Source organism: Microbacterium sp. Root553 (genome assembly GCF_001426995.1).
Lineage (GTDB): Bacteria > Actinomycetota > Actinomycetes > Actinomycetales > Microbacteriaceae > Microbacterium.
The window spans coordinates 1418833-1435771 of record NZ_LMFY01000001.1 but is presented as its reverse complement, the minus strand read 5'-3'; the positions used below and the strand labels follow the sequence as shown (position 1 = coordinate 1435771).

At 70.3% G+C, this 16939-nt stretch carries 18 protein-coding genes; 4 read left to right on the top strand and 14 right to left on the bottom strand.

Annotated elements, in window-relative coordinates:
- Positions 1-186: 186 nt before the first annotated feature.
- The 10 genes from hemB to hemE all read right to left on the bottom strand — a co-directional run bounded on the left by hemB (position 187) and on the right by hemE (position 8205).
- On the bottom strand, positions 187-1164 hold the full coding sequence (gene hemB, locus ASD43_RS06680; RefSeq protein WP_056415140.1) for a porphobilinogen synthase: 978 nt from the start codon (positions 1162-1164) through the stop codon (positions 187-189).
- Complete coding sequence (locus ASD43_RS06675) at positions 1161-1952, bottom strand: uroporphyrinogen-III synthase (RefSeq protein WP_056415136.1); 792 nt, start codon at positions 1950-1952, stop codon at positions 1161-1163. The genes hemB and ASD43_RS06675 overlap by 4 nt, the downstream gene beginning before the upstream one ends.
- Positions 1949-2965: a hydroxymethylbilane synthase gene (gene hemC / locus ASD43_RS06670; protein WP_056415134.1), complete on the bottom strand. Its 1017-nt coding sequence runs from the start codon at positions 2963-2965 to the stop codon at positions 1949-1951. The genes ASD43_RS06675 and hemC overlap by 4 nt, the downstream gene beginning before the upstream one ends.
- A gap of 7 nt (positions 2966-2972) precedes the next feature.
- Positions 2973-3650, bottom strand: a complete 678-nt coding sequence (hemQ, locus tag ASD43_RS06665; protein WP_045253314.1) for a hydrogen peroxide-dependent heme synthase — start codon at positions 3648-3650, stop codon at positions 2973-2975.
- 94 nt (positions 3651-3744) lie between these two features.
- Positions 3745-4026 (bottom strand): hypothetical protein, encoded by a 282-nt coding sequence (locus ASD43_RS06660; protein ID WP_188042287.1) that lies wholly within the window; start codon positions 4024-4026, stop codon positions 3745-3747.
- Positions 4013-4420, bottom strand: coding sequence for a phage holin family protein (locus ASD43_RS06655; protein WP_045253313.1), 408 nt, complete (start codon positions 4418-4420; stop codon positions 4013-4015). Before ASD43_RS06655 ends, ASD43_RS06660 begins: the two co-directional genes overlap by 14 nt.
- Before the next feature lies 1 nt (position 4421).
- On the bottom strand, positions 4422-4829 hold the full coding sequence (locus tag ASD43_RS06650) for a hypothetical protein (protein ID WP_056415131.1): 408 nt from the start codon (positions 4827-4829) through the stop codon (positions 4422-4424).
- Between the two features lie 205 nt (positions 4830-5034).
- A complete protein-coding gene (hemG, locus tag ASD43_RS06645; RefSeq protein WP_056415128.1) occupies positions 5035-6612 on the bottom strand; it encodes a protoporphyrinogen oxidase in 1578 nt (525 codons plus the stop codon).
- Positions 6613-6671: 59 nt separating this feature from the next.
- A complete protein-coding gene (locus ASD43_RS06640; RefSeq protein ID WP_056415125.1) occupies positions 6672-7010 on the bottom strand; it encodes a metalloregulator ArsR/SmtB family transcription factor in 339 nt (112 codons plus the stop codon).
- Positions 7011-7182: 172 nt separating this feature from the next.
- Entirely contained in the window at positions 7183-8205 is a 1023-nt protein-coding gene (gene hemE / locus ASD43_RS06635) for a uroporphyrinogen decarboxylase (RefSeq protein WP_056415122.1), read from the bottom strand.
- A 61-nt stretch (positions 8206-8266) separates the two neighbouring features.
- Between hemE and ASD43_RS06630 the strand changes: the two genes are divergently transcribed.
- Both ASD43_RS06630 and ASD43_RS06625 read left to right on the top strand, forming a co-directional pair.
- On the top strand, positions 8267-9577 hold the full coding sequence (locus tag ASD43_RS06630) for a glutamyl-tRNA reductase (protein ID WP_056415120.1): 1311 nt from the start codon (positions 8267-8269) through the stop codon (positions 9575-9577).
- Positions 9578-9611: 34 nt separating this feature from the next.
- Positions 9612-10181, top strand: coding sequence for an HhH-GPD-type base excision DNA repair protein (locus ASD43_RS06625; RefSeq protein ID WP_056415117.1), 570 nt, complete (start codon positions 9612-9614; stop codon positions 10179-10181).
- 33 nt (positions 10182-10214) lie between these two features.
- Here the strand turns inward: ASD43_RS06625 and ASD43_RS06620 are convergent, their stop codons facing one another.
- Together ASD43_RS06620 and ASD43_RS06615 are read right to left on the bottom strand one after the other, a co-directional pair.
- Entirely contained in the window at positions 10215-11600 is a 1386-nt protein-coding gene (locus ASD43_RS06620; RefSeq protein ID WP_056415115.1) for a glycine--tRNA ligase, read from the bottom strand.
- Positions 11601-11689: 89 nt separating this feature from the next.
- Positions 11690-12379: a GNAT family N-acetyltransferase gene (locus ASD43_RS06615; RefSeq protein WP_056415113.1), complete on the bottom strand. Its 690-nt coding sequence runs from the start codon at positions 12377-12379 to the stop codon at positions 11690-11692.
- A gap of 89 nt (positions 12380-12468) precedes the next feature.
- Here ASD43_RS06615 and ASD43_RS06610 point away from each other — a divergent pair, with 89 nt between their 5' ends.
- Together ASD43_RS06610 and ASD43_RS06605 are read left to right on the top strand one after the other, a co-directional pair.
- Positions 12469-13932: a peptide MFS transporter gene (locus ASD43_RS06610; protein WP_056415110.1), complete on the top strand. Its 1464-nt coding sequence runs from the start codon at positions 12469-12471 to the stop codon at positions 13930-13932.
- Positions 13933-14015: 83 nt separating this feature from the next.
- Positions 14016-15458: an MFS transporter gene (locus ASD43_RS06605; protein WP_056415107.1), complete on the top strand. Its 1443-nt coding sequence runs from the start codon at positions 14016-14018 to the stop codon at positions 15456-15458.
- A 33-nt stretch (positions 15459-15491) separates the two neighbouring features.
- Here ASD43_RS06605 and ASD43_RS06600 read toward each other — a convergent pair whose 3' ends face one another.
- Positions 15492-15887 (bottom strand): hypothetical protein, encoded by a 396-nt coding sequence (locus ASD43_RS06600; protein WP_056415103.1) that lies wholly within the window; start codon positions 15885-15887, stop codon positions 15492-15494.
- Between the two features lie 103 nt (positions 15888-15990).
- Positions 15991-16914 (bottom strand): serine hydrolase, encoded by a 924-nt coding sequence (locus ASD43_RS06595; RefSeq protein WP_056415099.1) that lies wholly within the window; start codon positions 16912-16914, stop codon positions 15991-15993.
- Positions 16915-16939: the final 25 nt, after the last annotated feature.

Below are 16939 nucleotides of genomic sequence, written 5' to 3'. Positions count from 1 at the left end.
CAGGACTCAGACCCGGAGACCTGGGCTTGGTGAAGTACCCGGGCACGGCCAGGCCGACTCAGGACAGCCGCGCAGCCAGCGGGCGGCCTCGGTCGCCCAGCAGGACAGCCGCGCAGCCAACGGGCGGTCCCGGTGGCCCAGCAGGACAGCCGCGCAGCCAGCGGGCGGCGTCGGTGGCCCAGTAGGTCAGGCTCGCAGCCAACGGGCGGCGTCGGTGGCCCAGTAGGTCAGCACGACATCGGCGCCGGCCCGACGGATCGAGAGCAGCGACTCCAGGATCGACGCACGGCGGTCGATCCAGCCGTTCGCGGATGCCGCCTCGATCATCGCGTACTCGCCGGACACCTGGTACGCCCATACCGGAATGTGGACGGTGTCACGCACCTCGCGCAGCACGTCGAGGAAGGCCATCGCCGGCTTCACCATGACGATGTCCGCACCCTCCTGCTCGTCGACCACGGCTTCCCGCACGCCTTCGCGGCGGTTGCCCGGGTCGAGCTGGTAGGTGCGGCGATCCCCGGTGAGCTGGGAGTCCACAGCCTCGCGGAACGGTCCGTAGAAGGCGCTCGCGTACTTCGCGGCGTACGCGAGCAGCAGAGTGTCGGTGAATCCTTCGGAATCGAGCGCCTCGCGGATGACAGCGACCTGGCCGTCCATCATTCCCGAGAGCCCCAGCAGCTGGGATCCGGCGCGCGCCTGGGAGAGCGCCATCGAGGCGTAGCGCTCGAGCGTGGCGTCGTTGTCGACCGAGCCGTCGGCCGCGAGGACACCGCAGTGCCCGTGGTCGGTGAACTCGTCGAGGCAGAGATCGGTCTGCACGACGAGGGCGTCGCCGACCTCGGCGGCCAGCACCTCGGTCGCCACATTCAGAATGCCCTGGGGGTCGTCCGCGCCGGAGCCCCGTGCATCGCGCACCGCCGGGACGCCGAAGAGCATCACGCCGCCGACACCCGCCTCGGCGGCCTCGGTCGCCGCGACCCGCAGGGAGTCGAGCGAGTGCTGCGCCACTCCCGGCATCGATCCGATCGGTGCCGCCGCGGTCAGACCCTCGCGGACGAAGAGCGGCAGCACCAGCTGCCGGGGTTCGAGCGAGGTCTCCCGCACGAGACCGCGTACAGCGGGCGACTGGCGCAACCGGCGCAGCCGGACGTCAGGGAAACTCACGGTGCGAGCTCATCCGCCGCGTGCGGGAGGGTGAAGCTCGACACGGCATCGATCAGCGCATCGACGGTCTGCGTGTCGGCGACGACCGTGATCGGGAGGCCGGCCTTGTCGGCATCCTTCGCCGTGCGCGGTCCGATGGCCGCCAGCAGCGTGTCGTCGGGGATCTCGGGGAACTGCTCGCGCACCTGTGCCGCGACCGATCCGCTCGTGATCAGGATCGCGTTGATGCGGCCGTTCTCGACGTCACGCTTGATGCGATCGGTCACCGGAACGCCGACCGTGCGGTACGCCACCACGCTGTCGACATCGTGGCCCGCCTCCTGCAGCAGCACACTGAGTACGGGTTTCGCGATCTCGCTGCGCAGGGCGAGGATGCGGCGCGGCTGCGTCTCGAGAGCGATCAGCTGCTCCGCCATCCCCTCGGCCGAGTTGTCCTGCTCGGGAACCAGCGCGACCTCGTACCCGACCGCCTGCAGCGCCGCCGCGGTGGTCTCGCCGACAGCGGCGATCCGCGTGCTGCGCGGCACCACCGCCCGGTGCGCGAACATGACGTCGACGGTCGTCGCACTCGTGACCGTCAGCCAGTCGTACGATCCGGCGGCGAGCTGCTCGAGGGCGACGTCCAGCGCCGCCTGGTCGGTCGTCGGCGCGAAGTTGATCAGCGGCGCGACGACGGGCACAGCACCCTGCGCGCGCAGGCTCGCGGCGACGCTGTCGCCCCACGGGCCCCCACGGGGAACGAGGATGCGCCAGCCGTCCAACGGTCGGTCCTGCTTCGTATTGGTCATGATGAAGGATGCTCTCGGGAGACGAGGTCGGCCGCCCCTTGATCGAGCAGCCGATGGGCGACAGACAACCCGATCTCGCGTGCCGCGTGCATCGGGGGTGCACCATCGGCAGCATCCGCTCCGTTGCCGCTGCCGTTCCGACGAATATACTCCCCGTTCAGGGGTTCGGTGACGTCGAGCCCGATCCGACGGCCCCCGTCGGAGGCGTAGACGACCGCCCGCACGCGGATATCCCCTCCCTCGACGACCGCATGAGCGGCCATCGGAGCCTGGCATCCGGCGTCCAGTCCCTCGAGCACGGCGCGCTCCGCGGTCACGGCCACACGGGTGTCGTGATCGTCCAGCTCGGCGAGCGCGGCCAGAAGGTCGGCCGGAGCATCGGTGCGGGTCTCCACCGCGAGCGAGCCCTGCCCGGGCGCGGTCGGCCACTCGGCGAGGCCGAGCTCCTCACGCCGCAGCGGCGAATCGGAGCCCAGACGCGAGAGGCCCGCGGCGGCGAGGATCACGGCCTCGAGCTCCCCCGACGCGACCCGCTGCAGACGCGAGTCGACGTTGCCGCGGATGTCGACCACCTCGGCATGCGGGGCCCGGCGGTGCACCTGCGCCATGCGACGCGGCGAACCCGTGCCCACTCGGCTGCCCGCACGCAGCGCGTGCAGCGGTGTGCCTCCGCGGGTGATCGCCACGTCGCGGGCGTCCTCGCGACGGGGCGTCGCCGCGATCACGAGACCGTCCGGGATCGCGGTCGGCAGGTCCTTCAGCGAGTGCACGAGGAAGTCGCACTCCCCCGCGAGCAGCGCCTCGCGCAGACGGGTGGCGAAGATACCCTGTCCACCGATCTCCGACAGCGATGCACGATTGGTGTCACCCTCGCTGGTGATCGGCACGAGCTCGACCGGATGCCCGGTGATCTTCTCGAGAGCCGCGGCCACGTGACCGGACTGGGCCTGCGCCAGCGCGCTGCGTCGAGTCCCCAGTCGGATCGGGGCGGTCCTGGTGCGAAGAATGCTCATGGTCGACTTACTGCAGCACGTCTGCGATCTCGTCGAACCGGAGACGACGTCCCGTGTAGAAGGGGATCTCCTCCTTCACGTACAGACGCGCATCCGTGTACCGCAGGTCCCGCATGAGGTCGACCAGCTCGGTGACCTCGTCGGCCTCGAGCGGAAGGATCCACTCGTAGTCGCCGAGCGCGAAGGCCGCGACCGTGTTCGCGATGACGCCCGTGAACGCGGCACCCTTGCGACCGTGGTCGGCGAGCATCTTGCGACGCTCTTCCTCCGGTGCGAGATACCACTCGGGCGTGCGGACGAACGGGTACAGGCACAGCCAGTCCTTGGGCTCCACCCCGCGGAGGAATCCGGGAACGTGCGCGCGGTTGAACTCCGCGTCACGGTGCACGCCCATCACGTTCCAGACGGGGAGGAGGGTGCGCAGCAGCTCCGTGCGACGCAGGCGACGCAGCGCCTTCTGCAGGCCCTCCGCCGTGTCGCCGTGCAGCCAGACCAGCAGGTCCGCGTCGGCCTTCAGGCCGGAGACGTCGTAGAAGCCGCGGACCGTGACGCCGGAATCCTCGACGTACGAGACGATCGTCTCGAGTTCGGTGGAATCGGATTCGGTGACCGGAACATCGGGGTTCCGTCGCCAGACCGCCCAGAGGGTGAAGCCGGACGGGTTCTCTTCGCGTTCATCGGACATGGCTCCAGTCTGCCCCCTTCGTGGAGAGCTCGCGAACGCGAGTCGGATTGCGCTGATGTGCCGTCGGTCGGGCGTCTGGTCGACGGGCGTTCGGTCAGCGGGCGAGTGCCCGAGCGATCGCCCAGACGGCCCCGCCGACGACCACGGCGACACCGACTGCACCGGCGATGGCGGCACCCGGGTTGCGGTCGGCGAGCACCCGCGCCTTGGCGACGGCGCGCTTCGACGCCTTGTCGATGCGGCGGGGGAAGTTGCCCTTGACCTCGATCGCCGCGAGAGCGGCCTTCAGCTCGGCGCGCGCCGATTCGACGGGGTCGACGATCCCTGCGGGGACCGCGGTCTTCGGCAGCGATCTCGTGATGTCAGAGTTCGTCACGGCCGGCCTCCTTCACGAGTCGGACGTCCTCGCCCACCGCCTGGACGGGGTTCTTCCGAGCGAGCACCTTGCGGAACTTCAGGATGCCGAGCAGTGCGAACAGCAGCACGGCGAGGATCAGGATGCCGAGCACGGCGAGCGCCGACAGCCAGACCGGCCACCACGACGACAACCCGGCGATCGCGAAGACCAGGATCACCGGCACGGCCCAGAACAGGAAGAACAGCGCGACGAGGAACCAGACGGATCCGATGCCTGCATCCTTCGCGACGCGCGAGACCCAGGCCTTGGCCGCGTTGATCTCGGCCTTGACGAGGCTCGTGATGAGCTCCGGGAGGTCGCCGATCAGCGACAGCAGGCTGTCCTCTGCACGATCGCGGTATCCGCGGGGCATGTCAGCTCCCGGACTTCGCGGCGGTGGACCGCGATGAGGCCGGCTTCTTCGCGGCGGGCTTCTTCGCGGTGTCCTTCGCCTCGTCGACGGCGTCTTCGGTCGCATCGACGATGTCGTCCGCAGCCTTCTTGCCCGCGGCGACGGCGGAGTCCAGTCGTTGTCCGGCGGTCTTGTCGTTCCCGCCGACCGACTTCACGACCTTCTGCACGCCGTTCCAGATCGCGCCGGGCACCGCGGCGGCCTTGTCGCCGACGTAGCCCTTGACCTTGTCGACCTGCTCCTGCACCGGGTCGAGGTTCCAGACCTTGAGCCACTGCGTCTTGATCTGCTCGTAGCGCTCGCGGCCCGCGCGCGTTCCGAGGACGTATCCCGCTCCGAGCCCTACGACGAGTCCGATCTTCCCCTTCATGGGGTCTCCTCACGTTGTTCCGGTAGAACGCCCTGGGGCGAACTGACGGCCCGGTGCCGCCTGGCAGGAGTCCAGCGTAGCCCCGTATGCCGAATTCGGCATCTACCGGGGCAGAGGGTTGACAGCGGGCCGACTTTCCGCTTCATCCTGCGGGTCACCCGTGCTCCCGCATCCGCGGCTCGTCGGTCCGCCCAGGGAGTCGCCGTCAGTCCCAGAGCAGCGATCGACGCAGCCGATCCGCTTCCTCCTGCGCATCGGGGATAACCTGCGCGAGACCTGTTCCGGCGAGCCACGCCCCCACCGCCGCGATGCCGGGCACCGCCTGGATCGTGCGGCGTGCGGCCTCGCGTCGAGCGCCGGAGCCGATGATCGACGCGGGTTGGGACTGCACGTAGCGCGCTCGGTGCGCGTCGACGAGATCGCTCTCCACCAGCGGAACCCCGAGCAGGGCCGACGCCTCACGCAGAGCGACTCGGGCGGCGGCGGCGTCATCGAGCCCGGCCGTCGCAGCAGGCTCGCCCTGCGCGCCGAAGGAGACGCGCACCAGGTGACGGTCGCCGGCGGCCTCGCGCACCCAGTCCCACTTCGCGCTCGAATGGGTGAGCGCCTTGGCGGTGTGGCTCCCCGGGACGGTCAGCACACCGGTACCGCGTGGAGCGCCCGAGAGCGCCCGGGCGGCGAGCAGCAGCGTCACGATCTCGATCTCCGGGGCATCCGCCGCCGTCGTCAGGGAGAGCTCCGGTGCGACCGCCTCGAGAAGACGTCGCGCGGCGTGCTCCGACGTGGCCAGCACGACCCCGTCGGCCGCGAGGTCGAGCTGCTCCGTCGCCTCCTCGGCGAGTCCCGCCGTGGCGTCGGCATCCGTGGCGTCGCCATCTTTCAGGCCGACATCCGCGGCGTCCGCGCGCACGACCCAGCCGTCCCCCGACGACGCGATCCGCGTCACTCGGGCCCCGGTGCGCACGACGCCGCCGAGCTTCTCGATGTCGGCGACGAGCGCCTCGACGAGCACCGTCATCCCGCCCTCGAGCCCTTCCACCGCGGCGCCGGGCGCCTGGGCCGCGACCTGCGCCTGGGCGGCGCGCGCGGCACCCTGCTCGCGGAGCGCCTGGACGGCTCCCGACAGCGAGCCGACGCTCGTGAGCGCCGCGTTGAGTCCGGGGGCGGCGATGTCGACGTCGACGTCGTCGGGTGACGCAGAGTAGACGCCGGTCGTGACGGGGGCGACGAGGCGATCGCGCACCTTCGCCCCCATGCGCGACGAGACGAGTCTGCCGAGGCTCTGGTTGTGGCCGATCGTCAGAGGGGGGCGGATGCGGTCGAGGTAGGCCCGCCACGCTCCCGACCATCCGATGACGCGGCGGACGTCTTCCTGGAACGGGTTGCCGGGGATGCCGAGGATCCCGCCGACCGGAAGCGGAGCGGCGCCGACTCCGGGGATGCCGGCCAGCCAGGCTCCTCCTGCCGCCGGGGCGACGATGCGATCGGAGAGGTCGAGTTCGGCGAGCAGCGCGCGGACCCGCCCGCCCCTCGTCGCGTAGCTCTCGGCGCCGGCATCGACCACGACCCCGTCGAGCTCCGCGCGCCGGATCGCACCGCCGACGGCATCCGAGGCCTCCAGCAGCGTCACGTGCATGCCGACCTTGACGCATTCGCGTGCCGCGATCAGTCCGCCGACGCCCCCGCCGACCACGACGATGTGCCGCGTCGCGGCACGGGCGGCCAGGTCGACGGGCTCGGGGCGGGACGACTCACTGTTCGCGGGCGCGGGCTTCGAGGTCATGGATCAATCCTTTCATCCACCACGCGGCGTCGATCCGGTCTCGAGCCGGAAGAACCGGATCACGCCTCGGCGGGGGTGTGCGCGCTGCTCCCGGCGCCGCGCTTGCGCACCTCGCGGAGCACGATCTGCTCCGGGCACACCGTCGAGAGGAAGTCACCGACGGACAGCGCCAGGCGCTCCCCCACGAGCGAGTACAGGATGCGGTTCGCGTCGCGCCGCTCGGTGACGAGCCCCGCCTGGCGCAGCACACCCAGGTGACGCGAGATGGTGGGGCCGCTCGACGAGAACCGCGAGGCGATCTCGCCCGCCGCCAGCTCACCCTCCTTCAGATCCTGCAGGATCTGCCGTCGCGTCGGGTGGGCCAACGCCGAGAAGATGTCCGACGCGTCATCTGCCATGTTCGCAATCTAGCACTCAGGCTATATTGCGAGGGCCGCGGGTCCGGCAGGAGCGATGGTCGGAGCGTCCGGGCCCGGGATCAGATCAGATCGAGTGGACGAGCTCGACGATGCGCGTCAGCTGGTCGGGGCGTCCGGGACCGGGATCAGATCAGAGCGTCCGGGGCCGGGATCAGATCGAATGGACGAGCTCGACGATGCGCGTCAGCTGGTCGGGGTCGGTCTCGGGCGGCACGCCGTGTCCGAGGTTCACGATGTGACCGCGCGCCGCGCGCCCACGCTCGACCACATCGCGCACGTGCGCCTCCAGCACCGGCCAGGGCGCACCGAGCAGCGCGGGGTCGATGTTGCCCTGCACCGTGACGTCGGGTCCGAGGATCCCCGCCGCCTCGTCGAGAGGAAGCCGCCAGTCGACCCCCACCGCGTCGGCGATGCCGCCGAGGCGCATGTCCTGCAGGAACGGCCCCGTGCCCACACCGAAGTGGATGCTCGGCACGCCGATGGCGTCGAGCGCCACGCGCGAATGGGGAGCGACGAACCTCCGGTAGTCGGAGGTGCTCAGCGACCCCGCCCACGAATCGAAAAGCTGGACGACGGAGGCTCCGGCGTCGCGCTGGATCTCGAGGAAGCGACGCGAGACCAGGGCGAGCCAGCCGGCGAGCCGGTTCCAGGAGTCCGGGTCGGCGTGCATCATCGCCCTCGCGCGCAGGTGCTCCTTCGACGGGCCGCCCTCGACGAGATAGGCGGCGAGCGTGAACGGCGCGCCCGCGAAGCCGATGAGCGGGGTGTCGCCGAGCTCGGCGGTGACGATGCCGACGGCCTCGGCGATGGCCGTGCCGTCGAGCGAGAGCGGATCGATCGCGGTGAGACGATCGACGTCCGCGGCCGAGCGCACGGGGTTCGCGAACACCGGTCCGCGGCCGGGCTCGATCTCGACATCGACCCCGGCGAGACGCAGCGGGATCACGATGTCGCTGAAGAACACCGCGGCGTCCACGCCGTGGCGGCGCACCGGCTGCAGCGTGATCTCCGCCGCGAGATCGGGGGTGAGGCAGGCGTCCAGCATCCGCGTGCCGACGCGCAGTTCGCGGTACTCGGGCAGCGATCGTCCGGCCTGTCGCATGAACCAGACGGGGGCGTGCTCGGGGCGGGGGCCGGTGAGGGCGCGCAGCAGCGGAGCGTCGGAGAGAGCCATGCCTCCATCCTCCCACCCGCGTCCGGGCCGACGTGCCCTGCGGCTCAGGTAGAATCGATCTGTGCTGCTGGTTGTCACGGCGAGTCACAAGACCGCCTCCTTCGAATTGCTCGAACGACTGAGCCGCACCCCCGAAGACGTCGCCTCCACCGTGGTGGACATGGCGTCCTGCGTGCAGGGTGCGGTCGTTCTGGCTACCTGCAACCGCTTCGAGGCCTACGTCGAGATGGACGAACCGGTCACCGCAGCGGGTGCGATCGGTGTCGAGGCCGTGCTGGAGGCCGTCGAATCGTCGACCGGCATCCGCGCCGAGGAACTCGAGGGCGCCTACGAGGTGCACGCCGGTCGCCGCGTGGCCGAGCACCTCTTCTCGGTCGCCTCCGGCCTCGAATCCGTCGTCTCCGGCGAGGGCGAGATCGCCGGCCAGGTGCGCCGTGCACTCAAGTCCGCTCGCAAGGAGGGCACCACCTCCCCCGAGCTGGAGCGCCTGTTCCAGCGGGCGAGCCAGGCCCAGCGCAAGGTCAAGAACGTCACGGCGCTCGGCCGCGCCGGCCGTTCGCTCGTGCGCCTCGCACTCGAGCTCGCCGACAGCCGCGTCGTCGACTGGTCGACCGAGCGGGTGCTGCTGGTGGGCACCGGCGCCTACGCCGCGGTCACGCTTGCGACGCTGCGCGAGCGGGGTGCCGTCAACATCTCGGTGTACTCGCCGTCGGGGCGAGCCGAGAAGTTCGCGGCGAAGCACGGCATCCGCCCCGTCGCCGAGGCCGACTACGCGCGGGTCGCATCGCGCTCGAGCCTGCTGATCACCTGCACCACCGCGACCGCACCCGTGCTGACACCCGAGCACCTGCACGCCCCCACCGGCATCGCGGTCGAGGGATGCCCCGTGGCATCGCACAGCCAGCTCGTCGTCGACCTCGGGATGCCCCGCAACGTCGACCCCGCCGTGGCCGCCCTCGAAGGGGTCGCCCTCCTCGACCTCGAGACGATCAGCCTGCACGCACCGCTCGAAGAGCTGCAGGCGACGGATGCGGCCCGCTCGGTCGTGCGCGAGGCCGCCGAGACCTTCCACGTCGTCGGCAGCCGACAGAGCGTCACCCCCTCGGTGGTGGCACTGCGGTCGCACATGTTCGGTCTTCTCGAGGCCGAGATCTCCCGGGCCCGCGCCCGGGGCGACGAGGACGGACGTGTCGAGCAGGCGCTCCGACACCTGACCGGCGTCCTGCTGCACACCCCCACGACGCGGGCGCACGAGCTGGCCGCCACCGGCCGCGCGGACGAGTTCGCGGCGGCACTGTCGACCCTGTACGGGATCGACCAGCACGGGATCGACCGGGCCCAGGCCGTGTCTGACGACGCCGCGACCGCCTGACCCGCTCTCGTCTGACCGATGTCAGACTGGTCGCATGGCCCTGCACATCACCGGCGACTCCGACGCCGACGCCCTGCTGTCCGACAACCCGCTCGCGCTGCTCGTCGGGATGCTGCTCGATCAGCAGGTGCCGATGGAGACGGCGTTCGCCGGTCCGCTCAAGATCGAACAGCGCACCGGGGCCGCGGATGCCGTCACGATCGCCCGGATGGACCCGGACGAGTTCCTCGACGCCTTCAAGACCACGCCCGCCGTGCACCGGTTCCCCGGGTCGATGGCGGCCCGTGTGCAGGCGCTCTGTCAGGAGCTCGTCGACCGGTGGGGCGGCGACGCGTCCGCGATCTGGACGGACGGCGATCCCTCGGGGGCCGAGGTGCTCGGACGCCTCAAGGCCCTGCCGGGCTTCGGGGAGCAGAAGGCCAAGATCTTCCTCGCGCTGCTGGGCAAGCAGTGCGGCTTCACCGGTGACGGATGGCGTGAGGCGGCGGGCGACTACGGCGTCGAGGGATCGTTCCGCAGTGTCGCCGACATCGTCTCGCCCGAGTCGCTCACGAAGGTCCGCGAGCACAAGAAGGCCATGAAGGCGGCGGCGAAGACGAAATAGCGAGCCGGGCGCGGGGCAGTCAGGACCGGGAAGTCAGGCGCCGCGCAGGAGCGCGGCGAGGTGGTCGTGCAGGCGGTCGATGGGGATGCGTTCCTGCGCCATGCTGTCGCGATCGCGCACGGTGACCTCGTGGTCGTCGAGCGAGTCGAAGTCGACGGTCACGCACAGCGGAGTCCCGATCTCGTCCTGGCGTCGATAGCGTCGGCCGATCGCCCCCGCATCGTCGAAGTCCACGGCCCAGGAGCCCCGCAGCGCATCCGCCACCTCGCGCGCCAGCGGCGACAGCCGCTCGTTCCGGCTCAGCGGCAGCACCGCGACCTTGACGGGAGCGAGGCGCGGGTCGAGCCGCAGCACCGTGCGCACGTCCGTGCCGCCCTTGGCGTTGGGCGCCTCCTCCTCGCGGTAGGCGTCGACGAGGAAGGCCAGCATCGAGCGCGTCAGCCCGAACGACGGCTCGATCACGTGCGGGGTGTACCGGTCGCCCGTCGCCTGGTCGAAGTACGTCAGGCTCTGCCCCGACGCCTCGCTGTGACGGGCGAGGTCGTAGTCGCCGCGGTTCGCCACCCCCATGAGCTCGCCCCACTCCCTGCCCGCGAATCCGAAGCGGTACTCGACGTCGACCGTGGCGGCCGAGTAGTGCGCGCGGTCGCCGTCGGGCACGTCGACCCGGCGGAGGTTGGCAGGGTCGAGGCCGAGATCGAGATACCAGTCCCAGCTGGCCTCGACCCAGTGCGCGAACCACGTCTGCGCGTCGGTCGGCGCCGTGAAGAACTCGACCTCCATCTGCTCGAACTCTCGGGTGCGGAAGATGAAGTTGCCGGGGGTGATCTCGTTGCGGAACGCCTTGCCGACCTGCCCGATCCCGAACGGCGGCTTCTTGCGGCTGGTGGTGAGCACGTTCGAGAAGTTGACGAAGATGCCCTGCGCGGTCTCCGGACGCAGGTAGTGCAGGCCCGACTCGTCGTCCACGACGCCGAGATGGGTCTTCACCAGTCCCGAGAAGGATGCGGGCTCGGTGTACCGTCCGCGGGTTCCGCAGTTCGGGCACGGGGCGACCGCGAGAGCGCCGTCGAGGGTGTGGTCCGGGCGCCTGGCGGCGTCTTCCACGACGGCATCGGCGCGGAAGCGGCGATGGCAGTTCAGACACTCCACGAGCTGGTCGCTGAAGGTCGCGACGTGGCCCGAGGCCTCCCACACCCGCCGAGGAAGGATGACGCTCGAGTCGAGTCCCACCATGTCGCCGCGGCCACGGACGAACGTCTGCCACCACTGGCGGCGGATGTTCTCCTTGAGCTCGGTGCCGAGGTGCCCGTAATCCCACGCCGACCGGGAGCCGCCGTAGATCTCACCGGTCTGGAAGACGAACCCGCGATGGCGAGCAAGGGCGATGACCTTGTCGAGGCGGGACTGTTCGGCCACGGTGGCTCCAGAGGTCGCAGGGGCGAGCCCGTGACGACGGGCACTTCGATCCTATCCGCGCGACACGAGCCGTCACGGGGCCACGACTCTCAGGCCGTGAAGAGGTAGCCCTTCGCGACGTCGAATCCGGTGAGGGTGAGGCCGCTGCCGAGGAGCCCCTCCATCTGCGCGCGCAGGCGGGTGCGCCACTCGTGCGCGGCCTGCGGATCCTCGACGCGGATCGTCTCGATGTCGGACGGGATCTCCAGCGTCTCCACGACGGATTCGGATGCCGGGGGCTTGGCGATGTCGGCGAGGGCCCATTCGACATCGAGCCGGTCGCTCTCATCTCCCGCGTCGCCACCGCCGAAGATGCCGTAGCGGTTGACCGAGTATCCGGTCGCGCGGGCGCCGAGCACCGTGAGGAAGAAGTGCGCGTTGCGGGCGACGAGCGGATCGAACGTCCAGGTGATGCGGCCGACGTCGCGGGAGAAGGCCCACTGACGCTGGTGCTCCTTGAGCTCGCGACCCCAGCCGCGTCCGCGGTACTCGGGCCGCAGCGCGGTGATGTGGGAGTGCATCGCCCGTCGCGCCGGAGCACCGAAGAAGGCGATCGACGCACCGACCATCCGCTCCTCCCCGCCCTCGGCGTCGAACAGGCCGACGACGTAGTTGCCGGACTGCTGCAGCGCGCGCAGCGTCCCCGCGTCGATGACTCGCTCGGGTCCACGGATGGAGTCGAGCAGCCCCTGCGCGTCGATGATGAGTTCAACGGTGTCGAGATCACGGATGGTTCGCACGCCCCCAGTCTGCCCTCCCCACCGCCGATTTCGGAATCGCCCGCCCCGAACGGGCGAAACGGCGGGCGCGCCGGGCGTACCGTGGAGGGATGTCAATCAGCGACACCACCGCCGAGAAGTCCGACACCCGGTTCTTCGGGCAGCCCTGGGCTCTCGTCCACATCTTCGGCGTCGAGATGTGGGAGCGCTTCAGCTTCTACGGCATGCAGGGGATCCTGCTGATCTACCTGTACTTCTCGGTCAGCGAGGGCGGGCTCGGGCTCTCCCAGGCCGTCGCCGGCGGCATCGTCGGTGCGTACGGCGGATCCGTCTATCTCTCCACCATCCTCGGGGCATGGATCGCCGATCGGATGCTGGGCTCGGAGAGGGTGCTGTTCCTCAGCGCGATCGTCATCGTGGCGGGGCACGTGGCCCTCGCCCTGCTCCCCGGGTTCCTCGGGGTGGGCGTCGGTCTCGTCCTGGTCGCCCTCGGCTCGGGCGGTCTCAAGGCGAACGCGACCTCGGTGGTCGGAACCCTGTACAGCGCCGACGACACCCGCCGCGACGCCGGTTTCTCGCTGTTCTACCTCGGCATCAACCTCGGCGCGTTCATGGGGCCGATCCTGACCGGCATCCTGCAATCCTCGCTCGGATTCCACTACGGCTTCGGCCTCGCCGCGATCGGCATGACCCTCGGTCTCGTGCAGTACTCGTTCGGGCGCCGCGCTCTGCCCGACGAGGCCCGACGCGTGCCGAATCCGCTGCCCTCGTCGCGCTACCCGCTCGTCGCGATCATCGCGCTGGCCGCGATCGCCGCGATCGTCGTGCTGGTGCTGGTCGGGGTGATCAGGGCCGACAACCTGTCGACCATCGTCATCATCGGCACGGTCGTCGCGGCCGTCGCCTATTTCGCCGTGATCCTCAGCAGCCCCCTCATCGACGGCACCGAGCGCTCGCGCGTGTGGGGATTCCTGCCGCTGTTCGTCACCAGCGTCGCGTTCTGGTCGCTGTACCAGCAGCAGTTCACCGTGCTCACGGTCTATTCGGACGAGCGACTCGATCGCAACATCCTCGGGTTCGTGATGCCGGTCTCATGGGTCCAGTCGATCAATCCGGTGTTCATCATCATCCTCTCCGGGGTGTTCGCCGCGATCTGGACGCGTCTCGGCACCCGCCAGCCGTCGACGCCGGTGAAGTTCGCGCTGGGGGCGATGATCATGGGCTCCGCCTTCTTGCTGTTCCTCCCCTTCGCGGGTGGCGGGCCGAACTCGACACCGCTGCTCGCGATCGTCGGGATCCTGCTCGTCTTCACGATCGCCGAGCTGCTGATCTCGCCGGTGGGTCTCTCTGTGACGACCAAGCTCGCGCCGAAGGCGTTCCACACGCAGATGGTCGCGCTGTTCTTCCTCTCGATCGCGCTCGGCACGGCGATCTCCGGCTGGCTCGTGCAGTTCTACGACCCGAAGAACGAGGTGCCGTACTTCTCGATCCTCGGCGGCATCGCGATCGTCGTCGGCCTCGGTCTGCTGCTCTCGGTCAAGCCCGTGCTGCGCCTGATGAAGGGTGTGAGCTGAGCACGATCCGCTGAGCACGATCCGCTGAGCACGATCCGCCCTCCCCGCGCCTCGGGTGTCTCGGACGCCGATAGCCTGAAGGGATGGGAGAGAACGAAGATCGCGCGCGCAGACGACTCTCCCGAAAGGCTCCGAGATGGGCCGTCATCGCCGTGCTGGCGTTCGCAGGGCTCTGTGCGTCGTTCATGTTCACGCTCGTCGTGCCACTGCAGGCCGAGCTGCCGAGGCTGCTGAACGCCTCCCGCGAGGACACCACCTGGGTCGTCACGATCACCCTGCTGGTCGCCGCGGTCGCCACACCCATCTCGGGTCGCCTCGGCGACATGTACGGCAAGCGCCGCGTGGTGATCGTGCTGCTCGCTCTGCTGATCGTCGGCTCGCTGGTCGCCGCGCTCTCGGGGTCGATCGTCGGCGTCATCATCGGCCGGGCGCTGCAGGGCGCCGTCACCGGAGTGGTGCCGCTCGGCATCGCGATCATGCGCGACATCCTCCCCCCTGAGCGCCTCGGCTCGGCGGTCGCGCTCATGAGCGCGACCATGGGCGTGGGCGGTGCGATCGGGTTGCCGGTGGCCGCCCTGCTCGCCGAGAACGCCGACTGGCACTGGCTGTTCTGGCTGGCCGCCGCTCTGGGGGTCGTCGGGCTCGCCCTCGTGCTCCTCGTCGTGCCGGAAGACGTGCTGCGCTTCCCCGGCCGCCTCGATGTGCTCGGCGCGATCGGTCTCGCGATCGGCCTCACCGGCATCCTGCTGTTCGTCTCGCGAGGCGCCGAGTGGGGCTGGACCGCACCCCTGACCCTCGCCTGCATCATCGGCGGGGTCGGCGTGCTGCTGGTCTGGGGCTGGTACCAGCTGCGCACGACCGACCCGCTGCTCGACCTGCGCGTCGCCGCCCGGCCGGCCGTGCTCTTCACCAACATCGCCGCGATCGGCATGGGATTCGCCCTGTTCGCCTCGAACGTGACGTTCCCGCAGCTGCTCGAGGGACCCGTCGCCTCGGGCTCGGGCTTCGGGCTCGACATGGTCTCGGCCGCGCTCATCGTCATGCCCGCCGGTCTGGTGATGATGGTGATCTCTCCGCTGTCGGGCTGGCTCGAACGGGCCGTCGGCCCGCGCCCCCTCTTCACGGTCGGCGCCGGTGCCATCGTGCTCGCCTACCTCTTCGTGCTGCTGTGGTCGAGCGAGGTCTGGCACATCCTGGTCGGCAACGTGCTGATCGGCGTCGGGATCGGCTTCACGTTCGCCGCCATGCCGATGATCATCATGCGTTCCGTCCCCGCGAGGGAGACGGGGGCATCGAACGGCCTGAACGCGCTCTTCCGCTCCGTGGGCACCTCCAGCGCGTCGGCGGTCATGGGCGGAGTTCTCGCCGCCATGAGCACCGACATCGGCGGGGTGTCGGTTCCGACGCGAGCGGCCTTCGACCTGTGCTTCTGGCTGGCCATCGCCGCGGGGATCCTCGCGCTCGTGCTGTCGCTCTTCATCCCCCGTCAGCGCGCTGTCGAACAGCATCCGTCGCTGCCGGGCTGACCGAGGGCCGGGCTGATCGCAGGTCAGTCGCTGTCAGATCACCCGCGGATCGGGATCTGTGTCCGTCGGCGGTCGCAACCGCGCAGGGATCGGCCACTCGAGCACGTACTGCTGCACAGGCGGACGGGTGACGTCGCCGAAGTCATCGATCTTCACCACGATGCGCCCGGGAACGCCGTCGTCATCGGGAGTGACCTCGAGGATGCGCACGCGAAGCGGCCGATCGGCTTCGCCCTCGAGCATCCACGGATCCGCGAGCCAGGCGAGACCCCTCGCCTCGAGAGCGGCCTCGGCGTCGAGCCACTCCGTGGGAGCGGATGCCGGACGCCCGAGCACGTCGACGGCCACCCAGTCGTCGCCGTCAGGGTGGATCCACCCGAGCAGCTCTCGGTCATCACGGCGATGCGGAGTCCAGTCGGGGCGGGGCATGCCTCCAGGCTAGCGACCCCGGCGCGGGCTGACCGGGGGCCGGGCGCCTGCCACCTCGCGGGCTGTCTGCCACCTCGCGGGCTGTCAGCCCCCGCGCGGGCTGTCAGTGCGTGTACTCCATGAGCTCGACGCCGAGAACCCTGAAGGCGTCGTGGGCGCGCAGTCGATGGGCGATGGACAGGTCGTCGAAGCAGACGATGAGCGAATAGGCGACGCCGGCCCGCGGGCCGGCGAGGACTCCTGCCTCCGCCCGGACTCCGCGGTCACGGCCGGTCTTGTTGATGAAGAGCAGTCCGTGCGCGTCGTGCTCGTGCGAGAAGGGGTCGAGGCCCGTCGAGGCGGCGACGAGGCTGAGGTCCTGATTCAGACTGAGCCACTCCGACACCTGGGCGCTGACGGGGGCGTCAACCACCTGGGAGTTCACCAGGGCCGAGAAGAGACCGGCGAGTTCGCGTGCGGAGCCGACCGCGACCTGCGGGGCGTCGTCGGGTCCGCGCTCGTCGCGGAAGCGGTCGAGCAGGGCGGTACGACGCAGGCCGAGCGCCTCGATGCGATCGCGCACCCGCTCGTGGCCGACGCGCTGCAGCAATGCGTTCACGGCGATCGGATCTCCGGCGGTGGCCGCGAGCACCGCGAGGTCCTCGAGCGGCAGAGCGGGCGCGTGCAGATGCCGCCACACACCCGACGTCGACACCGCGTCGATGGTGCTCCGTTCGACGATCTCGAGCGGGTCGAGAGAGCCGTCCTCGAAAGCGGCCGCGACCTCGATCAGAAGAGGGACGACACCCAGACCCGCGACGGGCATGGTGACGTGATCGTCGCCGGCGAGCACGTGCACGTGGGTGTCGAGATCGACGACGTGCACCGAGACCTGGGCACCCGCATCCGCGAGCTGTTCGAGCGCCCGCAGCGTCGAGGTGAACGACCTCCGCCCGGAGGCGGCACGGCGCGGCAGGCGACGGCTGGTCCGCTGAGAGCGGCGCAGCGAGGCCAGAGGCGGCCCTTCGACAGGCTCGTGAGCACCCACGCGTGATCCTTCTAGGGGGGTTGGA